This is a genomic window from Exiguobacterium sp. UBA3968 (genome assembly GCF_002385115.1).
In the GTDB taxonomy this organism is placed as follows: domain Bacteria; phylum Bacillota; class Bacilli; order Exiguobacteriales; family Exiguobacteriaceae; genus Exiguobacterium_A.
Genome location: NZ_DGCW01000005.1, coordinates 1,490,715 through 1,511,635, shown reverse-complemented (window position 1 = coordinate 1,511,635; position 20,921 = coordinate 1,490,715). Strand labels below are relative to the sequence as shown.

At 47.2% G+C, this 20,921-nt stretch carries 19 protein-coding genes and 1 tRNA gene; all 20 read left to right on the top strand.

Going from position 1 to position 20,921, the window contains the following annotated elements:
• The first annotated feature begins 39 nt into the window (after positions 1 to 39).
• A complete protein-coding gene (locus B3S86_RS09625; protein WP_035406385.1) occupies positions 40 to 657 on the top strand; it encodes a succinate dehydrogenase cytochrome b558 subunit in 618 nt (205 codons plus the stop codon).
• A 19-nt stretch (positions 658 to 676) separates the two neighbouring features.
• A complete protein-coding gene (gene sdhA, locus B3S86_RS09620) occupies positions 677 to 2,440 on the top strand; it encodes a succinate dehydrogenase flavoprotein subunit (RefSeq protein WP_056062614.1) in 1,764 nt (587 codons plus the stop codon).
• Entirely contained in the window at positions 2,440 to 3,246 is an 807-nt protein-coding gene (gene sdhB, locus B3S86_RS09615; RefSeq protein WP_023468986.1) for a succinate dehydrogenase iron-sulfur subunit, read from the top strand. The genes sdhA and sdhB overlap by 1 nt, the downstream gene beginning before the upstream one ends.
• Before the next feature lie 56 nt (positions 3,247 to 3,302).
• Entirely contained in the window at positions 3,303 to 3,758 is a 456-nt protein-coding gene (locus tag B3S86_RS09610; protein ID WP_035406388.1) for an acyl-CoA thioesterase, read from the top strand.
• A gap of 65 nt (positions 3,759 to 3,823) precedes the next feature.
• Complete coding sequence (locus B3S86_RS09605; protein ID WP_012371023.1) at positions 3,824 to 4,087, top strand: phosphocarrier protein HPr; 264 nt, start codon at positions 3,824 to 3,826, stop codon at positions 4,085 to 4,087.
• An 86-nt stretch (positions 4,088 to 4,173) separates the two neighbouring features.
• Complete coding sequence (gene racE, locus B3S86_RS09600) at positions 4,174 to 4,980, top strand: glutamate racemase (protein ID WP_035406391.1); 807 nt, start codon at positions 4,174 to 4,176, stop codon at positions 4,978 to 4,980.
• A complete protein-coding gene (rph, locus tag B3S86_RS09595) occupies positions 4,981 to 5,736 on the top strand; it encodes a ribonuclease PH (RefSeq protein WP_035406394.1) in 756 nt (251 codons plus the stop codon).
• Positions 5,733 to 6,326, top strand: coding sequence for an XTP/dITP diphosphatase (locus B3S86_RS09590; RefSeq protein ID WP_056062611.1), 594 nt, complete (start codon positions 5,733 to 5,735; stop codon positions 6,324 to 6,326). Before rph ends, B3S86_RS09590 begins: the two co-directional genes overlap by 4 nt.
• A gap of 5 nt (positions 6,327 to 6,331) precedes the next feature.
• Positions 6,332 to 6,841, top strand: a complete 510-nt coding sequence (locus B3S86_RS09585; RefSeq protein WP_290751885.1) for a metallophosphoesterase family protein — start codon at positions 6,332 to 6,334, stop codon at positions 6,839 to 6,841.
• Between the two features lie 73 nt (positions 6,842 to 6,914).
• Positions 6,915 to 6,988 (top strand) — tRNA-Arg (locus B3S86_RS09580).
• Positions 6,989 to 7,090: 102 nt separating this feature from the next.
• Positions 7,091 to 7,615, top strand: coding sequence for a hypothetical protein (locus B3S86_RS09575; protein ID WP_231496831.1), 525 nt, complete (start codon positions 7,091 to 7,093; stop codon positions 7,613 to 7,615).
• 27 nt (positions 7,616 to 7,642) lie between these two features.
• Positions 7,643 to 8,629 (top strand): hypothetical protein, encoded by a 987-nt coding sequence (locus tag B3S86_RS09570; RefSeq protein WP_056062604.1) that lies wholly within the window; start codon positions 7,643 to 7,645, stop codon positions 8,627 to 8,629.
• A 110-nt stretch (positions 8,630 to 8,739) separates the two neighbouring features.
• Positions 8,740 to 10,032: a trigger factor gene (gene tig, locus B3S86_RS09565; protein WP_023468978.1), complete on the top strand. Its 1,293-nt coding sequence runs from the start codon at positions 8,740 to 8,742 to the stop codon at positions 10,030 to 10,032.
• Positions 10,033 to 10,266: 234 nt separating this feature from the next.
• Positions 10,267 to 11,532: an ATP-dependent protease ATP-binding subunit ClpX gene (clpX, locus tag B3S86_RS09560; protein ID WP_023468977.1), complete on the top strand. Its 1,266-nt coding sequence runs from the start codon at positions 10,267 to 10,269 to the stop codon at positions 11,530 to 11,532.
• Positions 11,533 to 11,601: 69 nt separating this feature from the next.
• Positions 11,602 to 13,911 carry an endopeptidase La gene (gene lon, locus B3S86_RS09555; protein WP_035406409.1) on the top strand — a complete coding sequence of 770 codons (2,310 nt, stop codon included), beginning with the start codon at positions 11,602 to 11,604 and terminating at the stop codon, positions 13,909 to 13,911.
• A 1-nt stretch (position 13,912) separates the two neighbouring features.
• The gene (gene yihA, locus B3S86_RS09550) at positions 13,913 to 14,494 is read left to right on the top strand and encodes a ribosome biogenesis GTP-binding protein YihA/YsxC (protein ID WP_023468975.1); all 582 of its coding nucleotides are present in this window, start codon (positions 13,913 to 13,915) and stop codon (positions 14,492 to 14,494) included.
• Between the two features lie 184 nt (positions 14,495 to 14,678).
• Positions 14,679 to 17,726, top strand: a complete 3,048-nt coding sequence (locus B3S86_RS09545) for a hypothetical protein (RefSeq protein WP_290751876.1) — start codon at positions 14,679 to 14,681, stop codon at positions 17,724 to 17,726.
• The gene (locus B3S86_RS09540; protein ID WP_035406415.1) at positions 17,727 to 18,473 is read left to right on the top strand and encodes a response regulator; all 747 of its coding nucleotides are present in this window, start codon (positions 17,727 to 17,729) and stop codon (positions 18,471 to 18,473) included.
• Entirely contained in the window at positions 18,470 to 19,492 is a 1,023-nt protein-coding gene (locus B3S86_RS09535; RefSeq protein ID WP_290751871.1) for a HEAT repeat domain-containing protein, read from the top strand. The genes B3S86_RS09540 and B3S86_RS09535 overlap by 4 nt, the downstream gene beginning before the upstream one ends.
• Positions 19,482 to 20,915, top strand: a complete 1,434-nt coding sequence (locus B3S86_RS09530) for a glycosyltransferase family 2 protein (RefSeq protein WP_056062594.1) — start codon at positions 19,482 to 19,484, stop codon at positions 20,913 to 20,915. Before B3S86_RS09535 ends, B3S86_RS09530 begins: the two co-directional genes overlap by 11 nt.
• Positions 20,916 to 20,921: the final 6 nt, after the last annotated feature.

The window sequence follows — 20,921 nt, the reverse complement described above, 5'->3', positions numbered from 1 at the left end:
GCGCCAACGGTTGATTGGCAAACAAAAGGGGGGATTTGGATGGCGAATCATCGTGATTTCGTGAGTCGTAAAATACACTCACTGCTCGGCGTCATTCCAATCGGGTTATTTTTACTTTCGCACTTAACGACGAACTACTTCATCGTACGTGGTGAGGAAGACTTCAATAAGGCCGCGGAATTTGTGGGGAGCGTTCCGTATCGATTGTTCTTAGAGATCTTTGTCATCTTCATTCCAATCATCTTGCATGGTGTCTACGGTGTTTACATCGCATTCACGGGTTCTGCGAACACAGGACGATATACATATTTCCGGAACTGGATGTATGTCTTGCAACGGTTTAGCGGAGTGTTCCTCGTCGTGTTCATCACATGGCACGTTTGGGAGACTCGGATTGCCGCTGCGATGGGAACAGAAGTTGATGCGAGCATGATGCAGAACATCGTCGATAACGGATTCATGTTAGCGTTCTATATCGTCGGGATCTTGGCAACGACATTCCACCTCGCGAACGGACTATGGACGTTCTGTATTACTTGGGGAATCACGCAGTCACCAGCATCTCAACGGGCGATGTCTTACGTGGCAGCACTCGTATTCATCGGTTTATCGTTTGTAGGCGTACGCTCGATCTTAACGTTTGCAGGCGTGTTGTAAGGAAAGGGGAACTGACAACATGGCGAACAAGAATCTTGTCATCATCGGCGGAGGGCTTGCCGGTCTGATGGCTACGATAAAAGCAGCAGAGCAAGGCGTACCAGTTAAGTTATTCTCACTCGTACCCGTCAAACGCTCACACTCTGTTTGTGCACAAGGTGGCATCAACGGAGCAGTCAATACGAAAGGGGAAGGGGATTCACCATATCAGCATTTCGATGACACGGTATACGGTGGAGACTTCCTCGCAAATCAACCACCTGTTCAAAAAATGGCGGAAGCAGCACCGAAGATCATCCATATGTTCGACCGCATGGGTGTCATGTTCAACCGGACACCGGAAGGGTTACTCGACTTCCGACGCTTCGGAGGAACGTTGCATCACCGGACGGCATACGCTGGAGCGACGACGGGGCAACAGTTATTGTACGCATTAGATGAACAGGTTCGTAAGTTCGAAGCGCAAGGTTTGGTAGAAAAATATGAAGGATGGGAATTCCTTCGTGCCATCATCGATGACAATGGCATCTGTCGTGGAGCGGTTTGTCAAAACCTCCGGACGATGGAAATCGAGGCATTTGCCGCGGATTCTGTCATCCTCGCGACAGGTGGTCCTGGGGTCATCTTCGGAAAATCGACGAACTCGGTTATCAACACAGGACAAGCGGCAGCAGCTGTCTATCGTCAAGGTGCGATCTATGCGAACGGTGAGTTCATCCAGATTCACCCGACAGCGATTCCTGGGGATGATAAATTACGTCTCATGAGTGAATCAGCACGTGGTGAGGGCGGTCGCGTCTGGACGTATAAAGACGGTAAACCTTGGTACTTCCTTGAAGAGAAATATCCGGCATACGGAAACCTTGTCCCACGAGATATCGCGACACGCGAGATTTTTGACGTCTGTGTCAATCAAAAACTCGGCGTCAACGGGGAGAACATGGTTTATCTTGATCTATCACATAAAGACGCAAAAGAACTCGACGTCAAACTCGGTGGAATCCTTGAAATCTACGAAAAGTTCGTCGGTGATGATCCACGAAAAGTACCGATGAAGATTTTCCCGGCTGTTCACTATTCAATGGGTGGACTATGGGTCGACTACGATCAGATGACGAACATCCCTGGATTGTTCGCAGCTGGTGAATGTGATTATTCGATGCACGGTGGTAACCGTCTCGGAGCGAACTCGCTTCTCTCTGCGGTATACGGCGGAATGGTCGCTGGACCGTCAGCGATCGCGTATATGAGTGAACTTGAGACATCGGTTCATGAGATGAGCGAAGACGTCGTCGAAGCGCATAAGATCGAAGAAATCAATCGTTTTAACGATATCTTATCGATGGAAGGTACAGAAAACGCGTATCAGATCCACCGTGAACTTGGAGAAATCATGACGGATAATGTCACGGTCGTCCGTTATAACGATAAGCTCGAAGAGACACTCACGAAAATCAAGGAACTTCGTGATCGGTTCACGCGCATTTCGGCAACGGACACAGCACGTTGGAGTAACCAAGGAGCATCGTTCATCCGTCAGCTCGATCACATGCTCGACCTAGCCGAAGCAATTACGCTCGGTGCCTTAAAACGTGACGAGAGTCGCGGGGCGCACTACAAACCGGACTTCCCGGAACGTAATGATGAACAGTTCTTGAAGACGACGATGGCTCGTTATACGAATGGTCATCCAGAAATCTTCTATGAAGATGTCGACACGTCGTTGATTCCACCGCGGAAACGCGACTACAGTAAGAAGTCGAAGAAAGAGGTGAAAGCATAATGGCGACACCACTCGAATCATCTACTACGCAAAAATCGGTTCAATTCATCGTTCAACGTCAAGATGGACCTGATGGTAAACCGTATGATGAAGCGTTTGAAATTCCGTACCGTCCGAACATGAACGTCATCTCTGCTTTAATGGAGATTCGTCGTAATCCTGTGAATGCAGCCGGTGAAAAAACGACACCGATCAACTGGGATATGGGTTGTCTAGAAGAAGTATGTGGCGCTTGTTCCATGGTCATCAACGGTACACCACGTCAATCGTGTACGGCACTCGTCGATAAACTCGAACAACCGATCCGCCTTCAACCGATGCAGACATTCCCAATCGTTCGTGACCTTCAAGTCGACCGTCAGCGCATGTTTGATGCGTTGAAAAAGGTTAAAGCATGGGTTCCGATCGATGGAACGTACGACTTAGGTCCAGGACCACGGATGCCAGAGAACAAACGTCAATGGGCGTATGAGTTATCGAAATGTATGACATGTGGCGTGTGTCTCGAAGCATGTCCGAACGTCAACGATCGTTCGACGTTCATCGGACCAGCATCGATCTCGCAAGTTCGTCTATTCAACTCGCATCCAACAGGTGCCTTCCATAAGGAAGAACGTCTTGAAGCGTTGATGGAAGATGGCGGGATCATGCAGTGCGGTAATGCTCAAAACTGTGTCGAGGTTTGTCCGAAAGGCATTCCGCTGACGACTTCGATCGCAGCGATGAACCGTCAAACGACACTTCACTCATTCAAGAAGTTCTTCGGTAGTGACGAAGGACGGACAGGTGAAGCAGTTAGTTCATAAGTTATTAAAGAAGGAGCCTGCTCCTTCTTTTTTCATTCAGACAGGAGGAACCGATTGTGCGCGTACCAGCTTATATTCCAGAACTCGAATCATGGCTTGAACAAATGAAACATGGAACACGACTCGACGTCGCTGTTCGTTTTGCAGAGACGGATGCCTATGGTCATATGAATAACCGGGTACCGTTCGTCTATTTCGAGGACGTTCGGACATTGATGTTAGAGGAGACCGGATACTCGCTTGCAGAAGACGGGATCATCGTCGTTGCGGATGCCCAGTGTAATTACATTCGCCAAGTGTATCCACGGACACGTCTCGCCGTCTATGCGTACCCAGTACATGTCGGAAGTGCATCGTGTGACGTCCATTATGCGGCATTTGATGAGCAGGGTGAACTGATGTTCACAGGACGGACATCGATGGTACAAATCAATCGTGCCGGGAAAGCATTCCCATGGAGTGAGACATATAAAAATTCCTTGCAGAATCGATTCGAATCCGTTATCATTTGATAATGAGTTCACATATTCGAAAACGACTCACTAGTACGTTATTAGTGAAGGGAGATTTCTTAATCATGGAAAAAACATTCAAAGTCATCGCGGATTCAGGCATTCACGCTCGTCCCGCTACTCAGCTCGTCAACACAGCATCTAAATTCCAATCAGACATCAACTTGGAATACAACGGAAAGACTGTCAACTTGAAGTCAATCATGGGTGTTCTTTCACTCGGAATCGCGAAAGATTCAGATATCAAAATCGTTGCAAACGGTGACGATGCTTCTGAAGCAATCACGACTCTTTCAGATATGCTGACTAGCGAAGGTCTTGCTCAGTAATCCTGTAATCGTACATTCTCGGACGCCGGTCTTGCACCGTCGTCCTTTTTTGTTACCATAAGATTGAGAGAAAGAGGTGGAGAAGAGTGAATCGAGCGATTGGAGTACTGGATTCCGGAGTCGGTGGATTGACGGTCGCACGTGAATTGATGCGACAGTTGCCCCATGAGCGAATCATCTATGTCGGGGATACACTACGTTGTCCGTATGGCCCGCGTCCAGAAGAAGAGATTCGTGAGTTTACGTGGGAGATGATTGATTATCTCGTACAACAAGATGTGAAATTGATCGTGATCGCCTGTAATACAGCTACGGCTGTCGTCTTAAAAGAAGCGCGAGAACGTTTAAATATACCTGTCATCGGTGTCATCGATCCGGGTGCCCGTGCAGCAGTCAAGGTGACACGTACGAAACGAATCGGTGTCATCGGAACGAAGATGACGATTACAAGTAATTCCTACGAGAAGGCGTTACGACATGTCGAAGGACAAGTCGTCGTTGAATCGTTAGCGTGCCCGCCATTCGTTCCGCTCGTCGAGTCGATGCAGACGGATGGCGCATACGTCGAACGTGTCGTTGCGAATACGCTACGACCTTTGATGAATTACGATATGGATACACTAATACTCGGGTGCACCCATTATCCGCTCTTAGCAGATGTCATTGGACGGGTCATCGGACCAGGCGTTCAACTCATCTCTTCAGGGGATGAAACCGCACTCGAAGTAGCAGCACTACTTGACTACAACACGATTTCAGCAGATGTGACACAAACACCAGAACATCGTTATTACGCGACAGGCGATATCCGCTCATTCGACCAAATTGCAACGGACTGGCTCGATCAGCCCATTCATGCGGAGCGCATCGTCCTTGGAACGGAGGAAGATTAAATGCGGACAGACCAACGAACGGCGGACGATCTCCGTCCAGTACAGTTATCGGTTGACATCAATAAACACGCGGAAGGTTCGATTTTGATTGAACTGGGTGATACGAAAGTCCTCTGCACGGCGACCGTCGAGGAAAGGGTACCACCATTTCTGCGTGGAAAACGCCAAGGCTGGATCAATGCGGAATATTCGATGTTACCGCGGGCAACCGCTCAGCGGACTGCACGAGAAGCCGTTCGCGGCAAACAGACGGGACGGACGATGGAAATCCAACGTCTCATTAGCCGATCGCTTCGGGCGGTCGTCGATCTAGAAAAACTTGGTGAACGGACGATCTGGATCGATTGTGACGTCATTCAAGCTGATGGCGGAACACGAACAGCATCGATCACCGGTGGATTTTTAGCACTCGTTCGAGCTATCGATCAACTGATTCAAGCGGGAAAACTGACCGATACACCAATCAAAGAGGGCATCGCCGCCATCTCAGTTGGAATTGTCGAATCGAATGCCTTACTTGATTTATGCTACGAAGAGGATGCTGCAGCTGAAGTCGACTTCAATCTCGTCATGACCTCATCCGGTAAAATCGTCGAGATGCAAGCAACAGGAGAAGAGTCGACCTTTTCCCGTCAAGAGATGCTCGAAATGCTCGAACTTGGGGAAAAAGGTATTAAGGAACTGATTGAAGCCGGTCGCGAGGCACTCGGTGTTTCGTGGTGGTATGTAGGAGAAGAAGTGGGGGAACATAAATGAAAGTCATCGTCGCAACACATAACGCTGGTAAAGTGAAGGAACTCGAAAGCATGCTTGGGCGTCTCGGCTATACAGTCGAGTCGTTACTCGATCATTCGGATGCTAAAGAAACGGATGAGACAGGTGAAACATTCGAGGAGAATGCACTCTTAAAAGCAACAGAAGCAGCAGCCTACTTTGGTCACGCAGTACTTGCTGACGATTCAGGTCTTGAAGTCGATGCTTTAGATGGCGCTCCAGGTGTCTACTCGGCACGCTTCGCGGGTCTTGAAAAGTCGGATGCAGCGAACAACGCTCTACTACTTGAAAAGTTAGAAGGTGTTCCGGAAGAGGAGCGGACGGCACGCTTCGTTTGTGTACTCGCGCTAGCAAAACCAACAGGCGAAACATTGACGGTACGCGGAACAATGGAAGGGCGAATCGGTTTTGAAGCAACGGGATCGAATGGTTTCGGTTATGACCCATTGTTCGTCACGGCAAGTGGACAAACGGCTGCTGAGTTGACGAAAGAAGAAAAAGCGATGATCAGTCATCGTGGCAATGCATTGCGCAAGCTCGAACAGGACTTAACTACTTTCCTAGGAGTGTGATGAAAATGAGAGCGTTGATCGTTAGTGATAGCCATGGACTAGACCAAGAACTGCTTACGATATTCGAACGGCATCAGGACGTGGATTTGGCTTTTCATTGTGGAGACTCTCAATTGACGCGCGACATTGAATCGTTATATCCATATCGTGTTGTACGGGGGAACTGTGATTATGGACACGATTTCCCGGAAGAAGTCACGTCGGAAATGGACGAGCATAAGGTCCTCTGTGTCCACGGACATCGTCAGGACGTCAAATATAGCCTAGATGTCTTGCAACATCATGCGAACGAAAAGCAAGCTGATATCGTTTTGTATGGTCATTCTCATGTTGCGAAGGCGGAGTATCGGGATGGTGTGTTATTCATCAATCCAGGATCGATTCGGATGCCACGCCATCGCCCAGACAAGACGTATGCGATTCTTGAAGTAGAACAAGACCGCTATTCTGTCGATTTTCTTGACATGAACGGGGATCGCGTCAATGCACTTCACCTCGACGGAACATTTTTGTAATAAAATAAATGCAATCTTTGTAATGTGATTGACACGAAAGAATTGTTCTAGTATAGTTTATTCGTGTTGACACGTCCCAATAGCTCAGCAGGATAGAGCAACGGCCTTCTAAGCCGTCGGTCGGGGGTTCGAATCCCTCTTGGGACGCTATAATTAAAATAGAGACTGTCCTTACGAGGGCGGTCTCTTTTTTTTATTTCAATTTTCGTTTATAATTAAGGTATCATGAACTCGAAAGGGATGAAAGCGATGTGGAAGAAAGTTGGTACAGTCCTGTTACTCAGTACGTTTCTTGTAGGGTGTAGTGAGATTTCAAATACAGTTGATGATGCAAAACAACAGGTCAACGATGTGAAAAATAGTGTCGATTATGCTGGAGAACTTCAAGGGATTGCGAAAGATACGGCACAAGTCACGTCCGACTTATCTTCTTCTTTGAATGAAGCGGCTGCGAAAGCACGCGAATCCACGAATCCGGAGCAAGCGCTCGACCAACAAGTCGAAAAGTTAAAGGAAAACGGAACGATTGATCAGTTCAATCAAGAGCTGGACCAAATCGACCAACGATTGGCGGGACTTGAAAATCCACCGCAAGAGTTACAAAATTTAAGTGCAAAGCTCGAGCAGTTCGTGAATCAATCAGAAGATATCACACGACTTCTTGAAACAGACGTCTCTCTCGATACATTAAATCGTCTTGGCATCGAACAAGCAGGGAAATTACAAGAGGCGATCACGAACTGGACATCATTGCTTGATCCATTCACAAACTGAACAGTGAATTAAAAGGAGTGTCGGAAAATGGGGACATCCCGCTGGATGGAACACGAATTAGAAGCGGAACGAGTGCGCATCCTCCGTTTGCCCGCATCTGAACAGGAACGGCTGGTCAAGGAATTAGAGACTGACCAATTGACAGGAGAAGACGTATTATACCGACTCTATGTCATTCAACCGCTATTACTGCATGACCGTGAACGATACGAAACTGTAGCAGAACGTTTTCTTGAAGTCGAGGGTGTGGAGCAAGTGCTCGCACTCTTTCTTTATGAACTCGGAGAACGGTATCCAATGAAGCTCGCTCTACGCTCGGCGTCACCGTATCTGCCGTATGGACTTGCGCTTCGGTTAGACGAGATCAAACAGCGGATGACGGTGCGAGAACAAAAGACGACACCGGTTCAAAAAAACAATGTTACTCAGAGTACTGTAACTTCCGGAACGGCGTTGATGCATGTGTTGCAACATGGAAGCTGGGTCGAACAAATGCGCCATTTGGCTGGTGCTGAATTCGAGCGGACACCTGCGCTCTTTGACTACATCACACACAAGTATCTTCGTGCTCAGGATACAGAACATCAAAGCCTACTCGTCATCGATCAGTTATTAGGAAGTGTGATTGAGCATCTGTCCTATCCGGCAGACATTTATGTGCCACATTTAGATGTACACTGGACGATTTCGACGCGTCAAGATTTAGAAGAAGTGCTGATTGCGCATCAACAGGAACAACAAGCGTTACTCGCATCGATGCATACATTAGAAAAAATGGATCCTTTTCGAGCCTTGCTCGTCTTACGTTCGGACCAGTTGATTCATCTTGAAGAACGAGAAGCAATCGGGTCGGATATGGAGAAGTGGCTTCTCGCATGCGAAGAACTAGCCGGTCTGTCGTTTGAAAAAGAAGAGCCGGAACGTGACTTGAGTCCGCTAGCGAAGCGATTATATCAGGGGGTGCATATCCTCTATCCGGAAGTCATCGCATTCGAGCAGATTTACTTCGATTGAGACATCTGGAAACGATTCGTTCAACAGTGGTAATCGTCAGAACGATTGTGCTATAATGTGACTTGTTGTACACACATGTACGCTAATTGACAATTTTGGAGGGACTCAGCATGACTGCAAAATGGGAAAAACAATCAGGTAGCCTCGGCGTCCTCACGTATGAAGCGCCTGCTGAAGCATTTGATAAAGCGGTAGACCAAGCGTTCAAGAAAGTCGTTAAGACTTTGAACACACCAGGTTTCCGTAAAGGAAAAATGCCACGCGCAATGTTCAACAAAATGTACGGTGAAGAAGCACTGTACCAAGATGCACTCGATATCCTTTATAAGGACACAATCGAAGGTGCAGTCGTCGAATCAGGAATCGAGCCAATCGCGCTTGAAAACATCGACGTTGAAACACTCGAAAAAGGCAAGCCAGTCGAATTCAAAATCACGTTCGTCATCGAGCCAGAAGCTACACTCGGTGAGTACAAAGGTCTTGAGTACACAGCAGTTGAAACGAACGTTACTGACGAAGACGTCGACGCTGAACTCAAAACATTGCAAGAACGCGGTGCAGAACTCGTCGTTAAAGAAGATGGCGTCATCGAGAATGGCGATACAGTCGTATTCGACTTCGCAGGTTTCGATGGGGAAAACCAATTCGACGGCGGAACTGCTGAGAACTACTCACTCGTCATCGGTTCTGGGAACTTCATTCCTGGATTCGAAGAGCAAATGGTCGGTTTAAAAACTGGCGAGCAAAAAGATCTTGAAGTGACATTCCCAGAGGAATACCACGAAGCATCACTCGCTGGAAAACCAGTTACATTCAAAGTAACAATCCATGAAGTCAAAGCGCAAGAACTCCCTGAATTGACAGATGAGTTCGCAAAAGAGATGGATGAAGAAGTTTCTTCACTCGACGAGTTGAAAACAAAAATCCGTACGCGTCTCGAAAACACACGCAAACAAGAAGCTGATGCTTCAATGCGCGATGAGTTAGTCGAAGCGGCTACGAAAAACGCGACAGTTGATCTTCCAGAAGTCATGGTCGAAAACGAAGTCGAGCGTATGGTTCAAGAGTTCACACAACGTATTCAATCACAAGGCATCGATCTCAACATGTACTTCCAGTTGACTGGAACGACAGAAGAGGCAATGCGTTCTGAAATGAAAGAGCAAGCGGAAGAGCGCGTTAAAGCACGTCTCGTCCTTAAGCAAATCGTTGCTGACGAAAAAATCGAAGTAACAGATGAGGAAACTCAAACTGAACTTCAATCAATGTCAGAACTCTACAACATCCCTGCAGATCAACTTGAAACGATGCTTGCACCACAAGGGGGACTTGAAACGCTTAAAGGCGACCTTCAATTCCGTAAAGCTATCGATGTTCTCGTCGACAACGCAAAAGCAAAATAAGCCATTTCATGGTTTTCGATCGACTTCAAGCCCAATTTCTGGTCTTGGAGTCGATTTTTTTGTACGATAGGTCAAACAAGGACAAACAATCCTTGGTTCAGAACATCAAACTGTAAATCGTTCGTCCAGGATTTGAAAGACTTTCCTTGTTCATGCTACAATCATAAATAGTAAAACGTGAGACGGGATGCTACAGGCGTCCATACAATTTCCACGTTAAAGGGGTGGACCTTTATGTTTAAATTCAACGAAGAAAAAGGTCAGCTAAAATGTTCTTTCTGTGGAAAGACACAAGAACAAGTACGCAAACTTGTTGCTGGACCTGGCGTTTACATTTGCGACGAGTGTATCGAACTCTGCAATGAAATCGTAGAGGAAGAACTCGGTACAGAAGAAGAAGTCGAGCTGAAGAATGTTCCAAAACCGCATGAAATTCGTACGACACTTGACGATTATGTCATTGGTCAAGAAAAAGCGAAAAAATCGTTATCTGTAGCGATGTATAATCACTACAAACGAATCAATGCTGGTGGTCGCGCAGATGATGTCGAGCTTTCAAAATCAAACATCGTCATGATCGGTCCAACAGGTAGCGGTAAGACACTTCTTGCCCAAACGATGGCACGTATCTTAAACGTACCGTTTGCGATTGCAGATGCAACAAGTTTGACGGAAGCCGGTTATGTCGGTGAAGACGTCGAGAACATCCTGTTGAAACTCATCCAAGCAGCGGACTATGATGTCGAGAAGGCTGAAAAAGGAATCATCTACATTGATGAGATCGATAAGATCGCTCGTAAATCAGAAAATCCGTCAATTACACGTGATGTTTCTGGTGAGGGTGTTCAACAAGCCTTGCTGAAGATTTTGGAAGGAACTGTTGCAAGTGTACCGCCACAAGGTGGACGCAAACATCCGCATCAAGAATTCATCCAAATCGATACGACGAACATCTTGTTCATCGTTGGTGGAGCATTCGATGGTATCGATCAGTCGATCAAACGTCGTCTCGGTAAAAAAGTCATCGGCTTCGGAAACGATTCAGAGAACCGTAACCTCACACAAAAAGAAATTCTAGCAGCCGCATTGCCAGAAGATCTTCAAAAGTTTGGTTTGATTCCTGAGTTCATCGGTCGTTTGCCAGTCATGGCAACACTCGAGCCACTCGATGAAGAGGCACTCGTTCAAATCTTGACGAAACCGAAAAACGCCCTCGTGAAACAATATAAGAAAATGCTTCAACTTGATGATGTCGAACTCGACTTCACGGAAGATGCACTTCTTGAGATTGCGAAGCTCGCAATCGAACGTAAAACAGGTGCGCGTGGTCTTCGTTCAATCATCGAAGAAACTATGCTAGATATCATGTTCGAAATTCCATCGCGTGAAGACATCGCGAAAGTCATCATTACAGCAGAAACGTTGACTGGTAAGCGCGGTCCAACGCTTGAGTTGAAAGATGGTACAATTGAACATGGGAAAGAAAAAGAAACGGCGTAACACCGTGACAAATCGGCTCGGAGGCTACTTGTACGCCTTTCCGAGTCTTTTTGTTTAGGAGGAATTCGAATGAAGAAAAAACAATATCCACTTTTACCGTTACGCGGTGTCGTCGCGTATCCGTTGATCGGATTGACGATTGATGTCGGGCGTCCGGTATCCTTAAAAGCCTTACTTGCATCAAAGGAACACGAGATCGATCTCGTCGTCGTCACGCAACGTGATCCAGAAGCAGAGCCGTCTGTCGACGGGTTGCATCAGGTCGGTACACTTGTTCAAATCGCGAAGATGAGTGAACTTGGGAATGATACAGTTCGTGTTCGTGTTATCGGGAAGGAACGCGTCCGGATTGAAAACGTTGAGGAGACGGACGAAGGATATCAAGCAGTCATCGAACCAATCGAGAAGATGGACATCAAAGGGGCGAAACAAGAAGCGCTCGTTCGTCTAATTAAAGAACAGTTCGGTCAACTCGTCTCTCGGATCAAAGGAATCGGAACGGATGAACGTCGCCGATTCGAGACATACGAACGCCTCGATTCATTGACGGACTATATCACGTCGAAGTTACCGATCGATATCTCGAAGAAACAGGAGTTCCTCGAACAACAGGATCCCGTCGAACGGGGATTGATGTTGCTTGACGTCATGAAACATGAATATGAAGTCGTCGAACTCGAACGTGAGATGCGTGAACGGACGAAGAAGACGATTGAACAATCGCAACGCGAGTATTACTTGCGGGAACAATTGAAGACGATTCAACAAGAACTCGGTGGCGAGTCGGCATCCGTTGAAAGCGATGCGACGAAATACCGGGAGCAACTGTCCATGCTTGATTTACCGGAAACGACGGTTGCGAACGTCGAGAAGGAAATCAGTCGTTTAGCTGTCGTACCGGCGACAAGTCCGGAACATGGTGTCATCCGCAACTATCTCGAGTGGTTCTTCTCGTTACCGTGGAACGAAGCAACCGATGATTTCTTGAACGTTTCAGCAGCTTCGGAACAGCTCGAAAAGGATCATTACGGTCTAGAAAAGGTCAAAGAACGAATTCTTGAGTATCTCGCTGTTCGTCAATTGACGGATTCGCTACGGGGTCCGATTCTCTGTCTTTCTGGTCCTCCGGGGGTCGGGAAAACGTCGCTTGCTCGCTCCATCGCAACAGCGCTCGAGCGGAAGTTTGTCCGCGTCTCACTTGGTGGCGTGCGCGATGAAGCGGAGATCCGTGGACATCGCCGGACGTATATCGGTGCGATGCCAGGTCGAATCATCCGCGGTTTAAAACAAGCAGGAACGAATAACCCGGTCTTCTTACTGGATGAGATTGATAAGATGTCAAATGACTTCCGTGGTGACCCATCGTCCGCGATGCTTGAAGTTCTTGATCCGGAACAAAACAACAGCTTCTCCGATCACTACATCGAAGAACCGTTCGATTTATCAAATGTCCTCTTCATTGCGACAGCAAATGATGTCTCGAACATCCCAGGACCGTTGCTCGACCGAATGGAACTGATTCAGATTGGTGGCTATACGGAACAAGAGAAGACGGAAATTGCCGTTCGTCATCTATTATCGAAGCAACTTGCTGAACACGGTCTGAAAAAGAGTCAATTGACGGTCAAAGCAGACGCGCTAGAAGAAGTAGTTCGTCGTTATACACGAGAAGCCGGTGTCCGTAATCTTGAACGTGTCCTCGGCTCACTTTGCCGGAAAGCAGCAAAACAAATCGCGATGGGTGAGAAGAAGCGGGTGACGGTGACGAAGCGTAATCTAGATGATTTCCTAGGTAAACCGATCTATCGTTATGGTCAAGGCGAGCTAGAAGATATGATTGGCGCAGTGACTGGTTTAGCGTATACTGCTTTTGGGGGCGATACGTTGACGATCGAAGTCAGTCTTGCTCCGGGTAAAGGGAAACTGCAGTTAACCGGGAAACTCGGTGACGTCATGCAAGAGTCGGCTCAGACTGCGTACAGCTTCGTCCGAGCAAATGCGACGTCCCTTGGCATCGAACCGAACTTCTACGAAACGCAAGACATCCACATCCACGTCCCTGAAGGTGCTGTACCAAAAGATGGTCCATCTGCTGGTATCACACTGGCAACAGCACTGATTTCCGCCTTGACGAAGCGTCCGGTTCGCCGTGACGTCGGGATGACAGGTGAAATCACACTACGTGGACGGGTCTTACCGATCGGTGGACTAAAGGAAAAGTCACTCGCAGCACATCGTGCGGGCTTGACGACCGTTCTTCTACCACAAGATAATACGCGGGACATCGATGATATCCCGGAAAGCGTCCGCGCAGGAATGGAATTCATTCCGGTCGCGACGATGGAGCAAGTGCTCGAACATGCATTAAAAGGAGAGTAACATGAAAATTTATAAAGCTGATTTTATTACGAGTGGCGTAAACCCGGAACATTATCCGGAGCCATTGTTGCCAGAAGTGGCACTCGCAGGGCGATCGAATGTCGGAAAGTCCTCTTTCATCAATAAACTGGTTCAGCGAAAAGCACTCGCGCGGACATCTTCGAAACCAGGTAAAACGCAAACTTTGAACTTCTTTAACATCAATGATGAAGTCATGTTCGTCGATGTACCGGGTTACGGGTATGCGAAAGTCTCGAAGACGGAGCGTGAAGCGTGGGGCAAGATGATGGAGAAGTACTTCACACAACGTGAAATCCTCAAAGGTGTCGTACAGCTCGTCGACATCCGACATGATCCGTCTGCGGATGACGTGACGATGTACGATTTCTTGAAGTATTACGATCTACCGGTCATCGTCGTTGCGACAAAACTCGATAAAATCAAAAAGAGTCAACGTGATAAACATATCGCGGCAATCAAACGTAAATTGCAATTTGATGGTCAAGATACCTTAATTCCTTTCTCATCTGAGACAGGAGAAGGCGTCGATGCCGCATGGGAAGCGATTTATCGTCTTCTGTAAAAAATGAAACGTTTTGTTCTCCTACAATAGGAGAGCAGGACGTTTTTTTTATGAGGGTTTAAAGTAATCTAAAAATAGTATCTAATTATTTCCTTACAACATTTTTGATTTCCATTATATGAACATCATTTGATTCACGTTACAATGATAGGAACAAATTGTTCTAGTGGGAGGCTATGCCAATATGAGGCGTTATAAATGGACGTTCGCAATCGTCGTCTTACTCGTTCTGACACCATTTGCCATTTGGTTCTTGAAGCAGGAAAAGACATTAAACATTGCGCTATTTGATTACACGAACGGAACGGAAGAACGAGAGCATGCCGGAACGACGTGGTTATTGAATCACTTAAAGATCCGAAATACGCAAGGGCAAGATTATACGTATTCGGACTACATCAACCGTTATGATGGTACACAAGGTAAAAAAATGTTACGACAAGCCTCTAAAGCAGATGTGCTGTTGTTTACGGATACGTACGGAAAATCATATGACGTCAACGGGAAAAAAGAACATCGTGGTGGCTTGACGACAGAAGACGTCGAGCTCGCAACTGAAGCGATTTCGCAAGGGAAAACCGTCGTGGCGGAATTTAATACAGCAGCAAGTCCGACGTCAGTCGAGCGGTCCAATGCGTTTCGACAATTATTCGGGACGGCTTGGACAGGATGGATCGGTCGATTTTTCCCAGATTTAACAAAACTGCAAGGTCTTGAGAAAAACGTCGTAGCTCAATTAAAAACACAAGCGAAAGAAAAAGAGTTCAAACTATCAGGTCCGGGTTATGTTTTTATTAATGATTCGACCGAAAAAGCTTTTTTCGTCAATGATGACACTCCTTTACTTTACAAGTGGGATCAAAATAAGGGGAATGCAAAAGATGAGGTCCGTTATAACTACTGGTTCGAGATTCTTGAACTAGATGGCGGGAAACAACAAGCGCATTTCTCTTGGAACCCTTCGAAACAGACACAAGCAATGCTTCGAAAATACCAGTTGCCGCTTGAGTTTCCAGCGTATGTCACGCAAGGAAGTGGTCACTATTTTGCTGGTGATTATACGGACGTCGCGGATATCCCACGTTATTATCGATACAGTGGTCTCGATTGGTTCCGCAAACAGTTCATCCTCGATAGTGCGGAAAGTGAATCGGCGTTCTTCTGGAAGATTTACGCCCCGACGCTGACGCGGATTCTTGAGGATACGAAACGGATCTCGACACAAACTGCGAAGGTCAAACCACTTTCAAAAACGAAGGTCGGTAACCAAGAGTTGCGGACCCGAGCTCGTGAAGGACAGGACACACTTGAGATGTATCAAGATGGTGAATGGAAGCCGTACTTCGTTAAGGGTGTCAACATTGGACTTGGTCGACCAGGTGCATTTCCTGGGGAACATGCCATCAGCCGAAACGAATATGATCGTTGGTTGAAGGAAATCGGAGCGATGGGGGTCAATACGATTCGTGTGTACACGTTGCACCCTCCTGCTTTTTACGATGCATTAAAAGCTTACAACGAACAGGCGAAACAACCGATTTATCTCATGCAAGGCATGTGGGTCGAAGAGAAGCCGTTCGAGGAACTAAAAAATGCATTCGATCCAAAGTTCATGAAGATGACAGATACGGAAGCAAAACGAATGGTTGATGTCATTCATGGAAACGCAGTCGTTAAAGAAGTTGTTGGTCATGCTTCCGGAACATACACTTCAGACGTCTCGCAATACGTTTCAGCATTCGTCTTCGGAATCGAATGGTTACCGGAAGCTGTCGTTGAAACAAATAAAAAGAACAAAGGAACACGTTTCGAAGGACAATACGTAACGACGACGAAAGAAGCGTCTCCTTTCGAATCGTGGTTAGCAGGTCGGATGGATACGGCGACTGCACACGAAATCAAAGAGTACGGTACAACACGACCAATCGGTTCGACGAACTGGCCGACGACGGATCCGTTGAAACACCCAAAAGAGATTGAGGAAGAACAGGACCTCGTCTCCATTGATTTCAATCACTTAAAAGCAACGAAGGATTTCCCGGGTGGCTTGTTCGCGTCTTACCACATCTATCCGTACTATCCTTCGTTCATCAAGGAAGAGTACAGTCAAAAAACGGACAAAGGATCTGAATCGTATGCCCGTTACTTGAAGAAGATGAAGGATTATCATGATATGCCGCTACTTGTATCAGAATTCGGAATTCCGAGTTCTCGCGGGAAGACGCACCTCGGACCAAATGGTTTCGATCAAGGGCATGTCAGTGAGAAGAAACAAGGCGAACTCGTCGCACAACTCTATCAAGACATTAAAGACGTCAAAACAGCCGGTGGACTCGTCTTCATCTGGCAAGATGAATGGTTCAAGCGGACGTGGAACACGATGGATTATGATGATGCCAATACGCGCCCCCGTTGGTCGAATGTCCAGACGAGCGAACAACATTTCGGTATGCTTGGTTTCCTGCGTTCAGATATCGTCATTGACGGGAAATTGGATGATTGGAAAGGGTATGCACCAGTCGCTGAAAATAAGGATCAAGCGATATATATGACATCCGACGAAGCCTATCTCTATTTGCGTATCGACCGGAAAAAAGCAGAGCCGACGACACTTGCGCTATCGACGAAACCAAACGATGGGAATACGAAAGTCGGTCCGTTGATGCTTGATGAAGGAGCGGAATATCGCCTGACGATCGATCAGAAGGCGCGCATCGATGTCGATGCTCGTTATGATATCTTCCGTTATCACTATGGTCTCAAGATGCCGTTTGAGATGGTAAAACCACCGTCTGATCAAAAAGACAGCGGTAAGTTCGTTCCAATTTATCAAATGCTCGATTATGCAAGACGCGACCCGGTGACGAAAAAAATCGTCAAACCAGCCGTAAAGTGGGACACGGGTGTTCTACATGAAGGAGAACCAGACGATATCTTGACAGATATCTCAGATATCACGAAACCAACCGTAGAGCTCCGTATTCCATGGATGGTCTTGAATATGCGAGACCCTAGTAAACATGAAATCATCGGTGACTTCTGGAAAGATGGATTAGAAGCGAAGATGATTACGGAAGGAATCGAAGTCACAGGTCAAGTCGGTGAGACACGTATCCCTGAAAAAGATCGTGGTTTCTACAACTGGGCAGAGTGGACGAATCCGCAACAGCGAGAAGAACTGAAACCTGTCTATCGGACGATGAAAAAAGCATTCACTGAGGGAGGAAATTAAATGCGACGTGAAGAGATGTGGAAATTAATCAATCAGTCGTTTGAATCAACAAGTCAAGATCGTGAGGTCAGTTCGACGATTGAATGGACGGAAGAAACCGTCCGGCAATCGTCGACGAATACCTTGTTCGTGCACACAGTCGGACAAATGCCGGAGGCGGTCAACGGATTGATTGAAGAGGGATGGTGCGTGCGGACGGACATTTCTTATGCCGATGTCGTTCTCGCAAGCGAACCTGTCATCGAGGAACGAATTCCCGTCGTGTATTTTAATACAGAGACTTCTTTCTATGGTTTAGAAAATGCGCGAGAAATTCTACCGGCGACACTATCGCGGGAGCTTGTCCTTGACCGGCTAGCGCGTTATAAAAAAATCCATCATATCGCGGATGTCGTCGTCGTAACGGAAGATCCGCATATCCGTCGGATGATGGAACGGGAACTGACGGAACGCTTCGAACGGTTCGTAACATTCGAACGAGCAGAGACATTCCTTGACGAGTACGTAGCATCCCGTCCGTACTTACTCGTGTTTACGTCAGCATTACCACGAGCAGATGGGCTGGAATTACTACTGCGAGCAAAACATCAGAGTGTCGCACCGTTCCAATCGATGATGATTTCGATGTACAACCGTGAACGCGATCATGTTCTTGCGATTGACCGAGGTGTTGATTACATTATGACCCTTCCGTTAAAAATCGAAGAATTCCGCGCGTGGATCCGAAAAGTTGAGGATGGCCGATGATGCAGGCGATTCTAGTATTTATCGTTGTACTCGTTTTCTTACAAGGTGGAGCATTGGTCTATCTCGTCGTTCAAAAACGAAAACGTGCCAACCGCGAGCATGCCCGTAGCGATTGGCAACTTGTCTTTCGAGATGACATCTACGACTATGCGACAGGTGAACGTCAGGACATGCCGACGGTTCAAAAAGGAAACGAGGATTTAGCTGAGCTTGAGCTCTTCGCACTGTCTAACTTGACGGCAACACCGGCACATCTCGAACGAGTGCAAGCTTTTGTCGCTGCTAATATGCAAGCCTATTACGAACGACAATTGAAGCATCGCCGGATTGACCGTCGCTTGAACGCTTATGAGGCCGTCTCTCAATTCCGTTTGGTAGCAGTCGCACCGATGATTCATGCGCGTTGGGGAAACACGATTGAAAAAGAAGAGAGCGATGTCATCGTTCGGACCCTCGTCTCACTATCACCGCAAGATGCGATCGCCATCGCCAAGCAAGAAAATGGGATTAGTTTCTTCGGTGCGATTCTTGCGGTCGGTCGTAGTCAAGACTTAGAGGAATGGGTGGCTGCGTTTGAAGAATTGACACTGTCCTTTAAGTTAGCGATCCTTCAGTTGATCTTTGATCGCGATGAGACACGTTATATCGCACTCGTTCGTGACAAGACGACAGATGAAAATCCAGAAATCCGAAAACGTGCCCTTCGTGCGCTCACGCGAATCGGGCTTGAGGAGGACTGGAAGTTATATGTGCCTTACTTGGAAGAAGAATCAAGTTGGGTTGAGCAAATGCTTGCCCTTCGTTTCCTAGAACATGTCGTTCCAGCCGATGCGATACCAGCGATCTTACCGTTTGTCGGTAGTCGATCGTGGTGGGTCCGGACGGCTGCCTTTGATGCGCTGCTTGCTTGTGGCGGGATCGAACAATTGGCGAAGGTATCAAGTACACACCCCGACCGCTATGCGCGTCAAAAAGCTACAGAACGGTTGGCAAAGGAGATGAAACATCATGTCGTCTGAGACAATCCAAGCCATTATTGAAGTCCTTTCATGGACAGTGTTGATTTATATGTTACTCGTCATCGTGTTCTATTCGATGCTTTACCTGATTTCAGCTCAAATGGTGCGACGGCAACGCTTCCGTCGGAAAGAGAGCTCTTACTTGCCACTGATGCGCTCTCTCTATACACGGCCGGTCAGTATCCTTGTACCAGCGTACAATGAGGAATATACGATCGTCTCGAGTGTCCAAGCTTTGCTAGCACTTGACTATCCGGAGCATGAAGTCATCGTCATCAATGATGGTTCAAAGGACGGAACGATGGACGAATTGTTCCGATCGTATGAGCTGGAGAAGGAAATCCGCTATCCGAGGATTCTAATTGGTTCGAAGCCGGTCAAACAAGTCTACCGTTCGCGGATCGATAGTCGTTTGATCGTTATCGATAAAGAGAATGGTGGAAAGGCGGATGCCTTGAATGCCGGTATCGACCATTCCAGTTATCCGTATTTCTGCTCGCTTGACGCGGATTCGATTTTAGAGCGGGATGCCCTATTAAAAGTCATGAAACCGATTGTCGAGTCCGACGAAGAGGTCGTCGCGACATGCGGTTCAATCTTCCTCGTCAATGGCTGTACGATTGAAGGTGGTGAAATCGTCGAGATTCGGACACCAAAACAACGGATCGTCTTGATGCAGATGATTGAATATTTCCGAGCATTCTTATTTGGTCGCCTTGGACTTAGCCGTTTCAACATCTTATTGATTGTCTCTGGTGCGTTCGGTCTGTTCCAAAAGAACATCGTTGTCCAGGCAGGTGGATATAAGGAAGGACTTGTCGGTGAGGATATGGAACTTGTCGTTCGTTTGCACCGATACATGAAGGAAAATAAACTCGATAAACGCATCGAGTACGTTCCGGCACCAGTCTGTTGGACGCAAGCTCCGGAGTCAATGGAAGTGTTACGGTCACAACGGACACGTTGGCACCGTGGGCTAGCTGAGACGCTCTGGACCCATAAGCGCATGATCGGTAATCCGAAGTATGGTTCTGTTGGTGGCGTTTCGATGCTATATTTCTTTTTGATTGAATTACTCGGACCTATCGTTGAACTGATCGGATATTTCATCATTCCGCTCAACCTGCTCGTCGGGACGCTTAACTTTGAATTTGGTATCGTCTTATTGGTCGTCGCTTTACTCTATGGTTCCTTATTATCAGCAGGTGCCGTATTATTGGAAGAGTGGACGATGCACCGATTCAAGAACGTCAAAGAATTGATTCGGTTGTATTTATGGTCCTTGACCGAGTCGTTCTGGTACCGTCCGATTTTAGTCTTCTTCAAACTAGGTGGATTGATTCAATTCTTGACTGGTCGAGGAAACTGGGGACAGATGGAGCGCCAACGTCTCGAAGACGTCACCGAGGAAAAAGTCGGCTGACGAATA